Annotated in this window: 5 protein-coding genes and 1 pseudogene; 3 read left to right on the forward strand and 3 right to left on the reverse strand. The window is 42.2% G+C overall.

The window, feature by feature from the left end; translation table 11 throughout:
• Positions 1-242: pseudogene (locus H6G97_RS39980) on the forward strand (hypothetical protein); the annotation flags it as partial.
• Positions 243-662: 420 nt separating this feature from the next.
• On the opposite strand, the gene H6G97_RS39985 reads toward H6G97_RS39980, so the two are convergent.
• The gene (locus H6G97_RS39985; protein ID WP_190946165.1) at positions 663-1,346 is read right to left on the reverse strand and encodes a calcium-binding protein; all 684 of its coding nucleotides are present in this window, start codon (positions 1,344-1,346) and stop codon (positions 663-665) included.
• A 392-nt stretch (positions 1,347-1,738) separates the two neighbouring features.
• On the opposite strand from H6G97_RS39985, the gene H6G97_RS39990 reads away from it, so the two are divergent.
• Positions 1,739-1,939 (forward strand): CHAT domain-containing protein, encoded by a 201-nt coding sequence (locus H6G97_RS39990; protein WP_190946166.1) that lies wholly within the window; start codon positions 1,739-1,741, stop codon positions 1,937-1,939.
• A 71-nt stretch (positions 1,940-2,010) separates the two neighbouring features.
• On the opposite strand, the gene H6G97_RS39995 is transcribed toward H6G97_RS39990, so the two are convergent.
• Complete coding sequence (locus tag H6G97_RS39995; RefSeq protein ID WP_190946167.1) at positions 2,011-5,769, reverse strand: two-partner secretion domain-containing protein; 3,759 nt, start codon at positions 5,767-5,769, stop codon at positions 2,011-2,013.
• Between the two features lie 524 nt (positions 5,770-6,293).
• Complete coding sequence (locus H6G97_RS40000) at positions 6,294-7,271, reverse strand: hypothetical protein (RefSeq protein WP_190946168.1); 978 nt, start codon at positions 7,269-7,271, stop codon at positions 6,294-6,296.
• A 459-nt stretch (positions 7,272-7,730) separates the two neighbouring features.
• Here H6G97_RS40000 and H6G97_RS51975 point away from each other — a divergent pair, with 459 nt between their 5' ends.
• Positions 7,731-7,979: a hypothetical protein gene (locus H6G97_RS51975; RefSeq protein ID WP_206759151.1), complete on the forward strand. Its 249-nt coding sequence runs from the start codon at positions 7,731-7,733 to the stop codon at positions 7,977-7,979.
• Positions 7,980-8,177: the final 198 nt, after the last annotated feature.

Here is an 8,177-nt window from a genome sequence, read left to right on the forward strand (position 1 = left end):
AGTTGGCTGCTAGAACTATGGTACAGCGACGCAAGATTAGTTATGCCACCCAAACAGAACTTGGTACCAAAGCATGGGATATTTTCATGTCCCTGGTTGCCACTACTCGTAAGTTAGGTATTAGCTTTTTTGAGTATATGCATGACCGGATTTTGCAACTCGGTGATATTCCCTGTTTGGGTAACATTATTCGAGAGAAGTCTTCTTCTAACCCATTTGGTTGGTCGTGGCTACCTGAATAAATCTCTACCCCGAAATTTTGAGCCGATACTTTTTTATCGCCTTTGGACGTCAGCGATCGCTTTACTGACCCTGGTATATAGCGGTTCTCGAATGGAAGCAATACACTAAAGCGGTAAAACTTGCTAGAGGTAGGTTGAAGCATAGTATACTCGTTTGATATTTTCTAATACGCATACGTAATTAAGCCTTTAGTCCCACCTCTCCAGTTAGTTTTGCCGTTCTAGGCAATACACAATAGGGCACAGCAATGCTCATTGGTGTCAACTTAAGGTAAAACTCCTTTCAAATCTCGTTTCCAGCCTCTGGCTGGAAATGCTCATCATAGCGACGAATGTGTTTCTTGAAAGCTATGGGTTTCGGGGGCGGTTGTTGCCCCGTCAGAGAATATAGGCAAATTTTTGCAAGCACTATAATCTATTTCAGGGACTAAACACAATATCTAGAGGGATTGAGAACCCTAAAGGATTGTTTTCAATAATGGCGAATTGAGTTGTTTTAAAAAACAAGTAACCATTTGTGGTGTCGTAGGTGAAGTCGCTAATGGAGGAAGCGCCAAACGAAGATAGTTGAACTCGGATTTTGTCACCTTCAACAAAATTAAAGTCTGTAATAATGTCAATACCATCAACTACGCGGCTGCTGAAGAAGAAAAATTCATCAGCACCCAAGCCACCAATGAGGGTGTCATTACCAAAGTTACCACTAAGAATGTCACTACCATCCTCACCTAAAAGGATGTCATCACCATCATCACCAAAAAGGGCGTCACTGTCTTCACCCCCATAAATCGTATCATTGCCTCTTCCGCCCCCAACATAGTCTCGTGCAGATCCCAATACCGGGAGAAAGGAGTCACCATCTAGAATATCATTGCCATCTCCACCAACAACAACATCATTACCTTCATCCCCAAAAATAATATCATTGCCACTGACAGGACCATTGAAAATCTCTCCGTATAAAAAAGTACTTAAAGTACCATATAAAAGATCATCGCCCTCGTTCCCTGTGATGTTATCGTTACCTGCAAGACCGTTAATCGTGTCCGCTAACTCGCTGCCTACTAGCGTATCATTACCGTTGGTTCCAATGATATTTGCCATAACTTTTACCTAACTCAATCGATTTTGTTAATAGCTTCAGTTTTCACTTAGAGCTTGTCACGAAACAACCTTCCTTCTTTTTACTTAGAAATGCTTTCTCAGTAAGCTCTTTAGGTTGCAAATTGTGAAAGTTGTTTCTTGACAGGCTCTTACCTTCTTTTGCCTCTGTAATGACATCATTCCAAAACTTAGAATTTTCGCGGGATTTTAAAGTTATTACAAAACTTCATATTTAACCAAAATTAAGTATAAGTTTATGCAATACACGAATACGTAAAAAATACAAGCCATTTTGAGTTTCGCTTTAAAGGCGGAAAGGCCACCATTTCTTGAGAAGAGGCAAAAATATATTTTTTAAGCGTGGCATTCTCTTACAACGTTGAGAGCAATGATTGACACCACTCTGTACCCTAGCAAGTTTATGGTCAGTAGACGACCAATGGGCTGCTAAACTCATGAGTGAATTTTATCGAAACTTAAATACTGGGATCAGTAAAGCCCAAGCACTCCAACGCGCTCAATTAACTGTATTTGTTAAACAAAAAAGCCCTTATTTCTGGGCACCTTATGTTCTAGTAGGCAATTGGCTTTAATATACACAATTATTACAAGACATATTCTTGCATTGTTCAGCATTTAAGCAATTTTGACGTGCATTTCGTATTTATTGATGAGCCGCCTGAGAAACGCTGCAAGGTACATCTTTCTGCCAGGAATCACGACCTTCAGCAGGTACATTCGCTGTAAGTACTACCTCTCCTTTTTCGTTTAGTGCCCATCCACTTGCTTCTACAATACGTTCTGACGTTGTTGTTACTGCCCTACTGGTAACAGGTGGATTGCTGCGTAGGCGTAGCCCGTTGTTCGCGTAGCGTCTCCCAGAGTTGGCATTACTGCTAGGCTTGGGCGATATCCAACCTACTTCTACTGTATTGGCGGCTAAAATATCCTTAGTAGGATTGGGAGGTAAACCGCCGCGTCCTGTGATAATAAAGCTGCTTTGAGCATAACCTGGACTATCGCAGACTTGAGCTACTTCAGTTTCGACACCGATTCTGGGTAACTCAACTAAGCCACTGTTGGGGTCGATACCAAGTGTGTTGAGTTCTACAGTCGCTTGTGTACCAAATTGTGAACTAGCAGTGATGTCACTCAAGGGAGTTGGACTTTCACGAAACTTAATACCATAAATGCCGTTCGCTTTGATATTTACTCTGCCACCCGCACCTGTAAAAGCATTGGCAGCGATGTCACTATTTTCATTAGGCACGGCAATGATAAAGCCCGACGGTGCGTTAATACTGATATTACCACCATCACCACCAGCTTCTGCCGTACCTGCGGTGGTAGAGATTTGAGCGCCACGACGCAGAAGGAGTAAATCAGCTTCTAAGTTGATATCGCCACCGTTACCCGATGCAGATTCGGCGTTGAGTGTGCCACTGTTGTCTAGAGTAATTCTAGGTGAGGTGACGATAATATCTCCAGCAGTACCCGTTCGACTTTGGGAGTTAACAAACAAGCCACTGTTATTTGAACTTTTACCAGAAATATTGACTTGAGTAGCAGCATTAACTTTGATTGTGCCTGCATTACCTAGCCCAAGGGTTTCGGCAGTCAGTAGAGCACCATCAAGTAATGAGAATAAACCAGAATTGATGGTAATGTTACCCCCACTGCCAATTGTCCCAGTTTCCACCCGGCTGGAAATCCCACTAGGAAAACCATTTTTCTCCCCAGTAATGTCAACAGCGCCAGTAACATTAACATTAACATTCCCCGCATCCCCTCGTCCTGCTGGCTGGGTAGTAGATGCTTGGCGAATAAGGGTTAGCAGTTGAGCGCCATCAATTAGTGATAGGGTTTTAGCATTGATGCCAATATTGCCACCTTTACCGACACCTCCTGCTTCCACCGTGCTGAAAATATCAGCATCTGCAAGGTCAACAGCATCTTTTGCACTCACTGTCACATTCCCCGCATTCCCTTGTCCAAAAGTTGAGGCAGAAAGTTGAGCGCCATCAGTGAGTAATAATGTTGCAGCATTGATGTCAATATTGCCACCTTTACCGACACCCTCTGATTCCACCATGCTAAAAATATCAGCATCTGCAAGGTCAACAACATCTTTTGCACTCACTGTCACATTTCCCGCGTTTCCTTTTCCGGAAGTTGAGGCAGAAAGTCGAGCGCCATTTTGTAACGAGAAGGAACCAGAATCGATAATAATGTTACCCCCATTGCCAACTGTCCCCGTTTCAACGCTGCTGTTAATGAAACTCAAAAAACCGTTTTTCTGCCCAGCAATATTAACAGCGCCACTAACTTGAATATTGACATTTCCCGCATCCCCTCTTCCTGCTAGTTGATTAACAAATAATGCACGACGAATAATAGTTTGTAGTTGAGCGCTATCAGTGAGTGATAGCGTTGCAGCATTGATGTTGATATTACCTCCGTTACCGACACCCCCTGATTCCACCGTGCTAAAGATGCTACCATCTGCAAGGTCAACAGCATCTTTTACGCTCACTGTCACATTTCCCGCGTTTCCTTTTCCATAAGTTGAGGCAGAAAGTCGAGCGCCATTTTGTAACGAGAAGGAACCAGAATCGATAGTAATGTTACCCCCATTGCCAACTGTCCCCGTTTCTACCCTGCTGGCAATCGCGCTGATAAAACCATTTTTTTGCCCAGCAATATTAACAGCACCACTAACTTTAATATCGACATCCCCCGCATCTCCTCGTCCTGCCGGCTGGCTAGCAGATGCACCACGAGTAATAGTTAGCAGTTGAGCACCATCAATTAGTGATAATTTTACAGCAGTGATGTTGATATTACCTCCGTTACCGACACCCCCTGATTGCACCGTGCTCAAGATGCTAGCATCTGCAAGAAAAACAGCATCTTTTGCGCTCACTGTCACATTCCCTGCATTCCCTTGCCCATAAGTTAAGGCAGCAATTTCAGCGCTATTTTGTAACGAGAATGAACCAGAATCAATGGTAATGTTACCCCCATTACCAACTGTTTCTGTGCCCACACTGCTAAAAATCCCACTGTTTCTTCCAGCAATCTCAACAGCACCTGTTACTCTCACATTGACATTTCCCGCATTCCCCCGTCCTCCTAGCTGGGTATTATCAAATGCATCACGAGTAGCGGTTGCCAGTTGAGCGCCATCAATTAGTGATAATGTTGCAGCATTGATATCAATATTGCCTCCTTTACCTACACCTCCTGATTCCACCGTGCTGAAGATATAAGCGTCTGCAAGAGAAACAGCATTTTTGGCACGGACTGTTACATTTGCCGCATTCCCTTGCCCATATGTTGAGGCTACAAGTTGAGCGCCATCGCGTAATGAGAAAGAACCAGAATCAATAGTAATGTTACCCCCATTGCCAAGTGACCCCAAACGCACAATATTAGCAATTCCGCTCCTACCACCAACTTGGATTTCCCTAGTAACATTCAGCATAATATCTCCGGCAACAGTTTCAGGTGTCCCCAAATTTCTCCCAATACCACCACTTAAAAAACTTCCTCCCAATATTTCTAGATTTCTGGCATTGACTGCAATATTACCGCCACCAGCACCTTCTACGTATATCGCAGCTTGATTAGTAAGGAATACCGAAGTTCGCGCAACATTATCAGGAAATATCAAGCTGAGATTATCACCATCTACACCCAGCGCTACAGTACCAAGTTCTGCCAACCCTCCTAACTCAACACGCCCGCCATAAGCATTTAATTGTCCCCCATCCATGCTGACATTACCACCCACTAGCAGTAAACTTTTACCATTTGGTACTCGTAAACCAAATGCGTTAAAACCTGCTGGATCTGTTCCTGCAAATGCAACTGAATTATTTTGAATCGCTGCGTTTTGATTAATCTGATTAAACAGCAATGCTGAAGGATTAATAGTCAACAACGGTGAAGGGATATTTTTATCCGTAGCGCTAAAAAATCCTTGATTTCCAAATTGCAGTGCATTCGCACTAGTCGCAACAAAGGAACCACCAACATTTAATTGGGCATTTTCACCAAATACAATTCCATTGGGATTGATCAAAAACAGGTTAGCTGTACCATTAGCTTGAATTAACCCGTCAATATTGGAGATTGAACCACCTGTTACTCGGCTAATGATATTTTGAATATCTACAGCGTTATTAAAAGAAGCAGTGCCACCAGTATTCACAGAAAACTCACCAAAGCTGTGAAACAAATTACCACCAGCTTGAGTTCCTCCAGTAATGTTAAAGGTGTTACCCTCTCTTGTGACGCTAGAGTTATTTGGTAAAGTACCATCTGGAGTTATTTGAGCGCTTGCATAATCAATGGTACAAAAGCTGATACCTAAAGCGACAGCCACTGAAGCACTCCAATGAGTAAAACCCAAACCTGACATTGCTTGCCTCCATGAATAGCAGCAGCAAACTTTAGTTAAGCATAAATCAAGTTACTAGCTACTAAATAGCCAATAATTAGCCCACTAAGTCTTCACCCGAAAACTCCAGTTTTTCGCAAGAACTTGAATAATTTACAAAACTTTACTTTACACAGTTCTCAAGCCATCGCTCCCCTGGTAATGCCTGAGCAAGTGAGTGAACCAATAGCTCAGGCATTGCCGCCGTGTAAAATTCCATTTAGTTAAATATCTGCACTAGCCGATTGCTGCTGACGAAATCATATTGCGTGCGATCGCTACTTCCAAACGCCATTTTGATTCGAGCTTTGCACTCGTCTATGGAACTAGTGTGGCATGGGCGCGATGAGTACTTTGAACTGTCACTGTTGCAATCCGCAGGGCAAAAAGGGTGGAGTGCCGTAGCCTCAAAGTGGGGGTATAATGTGCGTAATTGGCTAATTACTGATGTATTTTATTGCCTTTGGACAAAAATTCAGGGTATGAGTATTTTGACAGGCATCATATTACACCTTGACAGGGAAACAGGAAATCGTCCATAAGATGAGCAGAAAAATTAAGTAAATTGCCCCAACCAGCCCAAACTCAATTAGAGGAATATAGGTTACTTCATAAATTCTGCCCAAGCCGCGTTCAGTTAGTCCATAAACAGCCAGTACACTCATTAGAAAGGCTCCGTAGATAGTACGTTTAGTCCAGATACCCAGAGGTAGTCCGTGAAGCTGAGTAAGCACCAGAATGCCAAGAAAACCAAAGAGAAATGTTGGCCACTTGGTTTGTCCTAGCATCCACGACACAACGACACTATGTAAAAGCGCTGTAATTTCCAAAGTGAATGTCCACCAACGGCTTACATGGGTGCGGTTAAAGATCAACGACGATTGGAGCAGAAGCAAAAACATATAAAGAAAACCAATCAAATGCCCCCAAGTCGCTTCCATTGGATGATACCAAAAGGTATAGATAGCGGCGAAAGAGAAAAAGTAGCCGTGGTACAGCTTGATAATTTGCAAAAACTGTTGATGAAATGGAACAGAATTGCCAAAAAACAACCCGCGTCGAGGCGTTTCCAAAATTAGTACGAAGACGAGTAAGAGTACAACTGCACCTTGAGAAGCCCAAATGGAAGTATCTTGAGCTAGAGCATCGTACCAAATATAAGTCTGGAGGAAGTGTAAAGCGATGAATGCACCATTAATGGCAAGCATGAGGTAATTAATTGGGTGCAAAGCTGATGTGTATTTCAACTGCGATCGCTGCGCCCACAAGATACACCCCCAGATGCTAAACTGATGCACAAAGTACATCCCCCAAGCCGTCGCTCGACTCCAAAAGGTCGGGTTGGGAAGCTTCCAGTAGTACCAGTTTAATCCTTGGTCAGGAAATTTGGTGATGCTTGCAGGAATGCTACCACCGACCCAAATTGCATAGGTGAGAAAGATGCTTACAAAGATGCCCAAAAACAATACTCGGCGACCTGTCATAGTAATTTTAGATTTTAGATTTGGGATTAAAAATCTTCAATACAAGGCTACAAGGCTGTTCCAAAAATTATTAAGCTTGTTTATCAAAGCCTTCTGAATTATGAATTCTTACCTTTTTACTTTGAAATATAAGATTGTCAGGCTACACGTTCTATGTTTAGTTCAGATCAACTTTTACTCACTTGTCAGCTAAGAGTCAAAGCTATCACCATTACTGAAGATCCGCTCAAAAAAAGAGTAGAAATACCAAATTTCATAAAACTAGCTCCATGAGAAAACACTTGATAATAAAAGCCCATTGAATGCAACAGTAATTAGTTCAAGCAAAATGAATGAATTTGAGTGTGGTTGAGCAGTATAGCGTGGAACAAACCTCCTATAAAAATTAAGCCAATAATACTACTAATGAAAGCAACTACGGTCTCGTGCTTTCGGATAGCTTTTTGTATCTTAGTATCTATGATGTGTTCTAATTCTTTGTATAACATTGACTTGAATTTAGTTAAAGATAAAATGATGTGGAATTTACGTCTGACGGAAGTTGGAGTATGTTCAAAACATCGAGCTGATTCAATGATGAATTATTCCGACGCTAGTAGAGAGTGTGTTGTAGACAAACCAATCAGAGATTTTGGTGTGCGCTGCTGTACACTGTTCAATTACGAATTACGAACCAACCAACCAACCAACCAACAGATATTGGCGTAATCGTTCATGGGGGTAATTTATTGCTGAAATCGAGCAAAATATAATGATTGAAGAAGCTACAGCGACTAAACACACAAGCTCATCGATGAAAATTAAGACTAAATCATCTCGGAAGACACATAATGTATAGGAAGCATTTATTACTTAATCAGTAGTAGGAACTTTGGGGAGTAAGGATGGAGTTGGTTGACTAGAGCG

Origin of the sequence: Nostoc flagelliforme FACHB-838 (genome assembly GCF_014698065.1) — a bacterium.
GTDB classification, from domain to species: Bacteria; Cyanobacteriota; Cyanobacteriia; order Cyanobacteriales; family Nostocaceae; genus Nostoc; species Nostoc flagelliforme_B.

What these genes read in the sequence shown, in the direction of transcription:
- H6G97_RS39985 (WP_190946165.1), bottom strand. Translation starts at nt 1,346, where the DNA reads ATGGCAAATATCATTGGAACCAACGGTAATGATACGCTAGTAGGCAGC.
- H6G97_RS39995 (WP_190946167.1), bottom strand. Translation starts at nt 5,769, where the DNA reads ATGTCAGGTTTGGGTTTTACTCATTGGAGTGCTTCAGTGGCTGTCGCT.
- H6G97_RS40000 (WP_190946168.1), bottom strand. Translation starts at nt 7,271, where the DNA reads ATGACAGGTCGCCGAGTATTGTTTTTGGGCATCTTTGTAAGCATCTTT.
- H6G97_RS51975 (WP_206759151.1), top strand. Translation starts at nt 7,731, where the DNA reads ATGATGTGTTCTAATTCTTTGTATAACATTGACTTGAATTTAGTTAAA.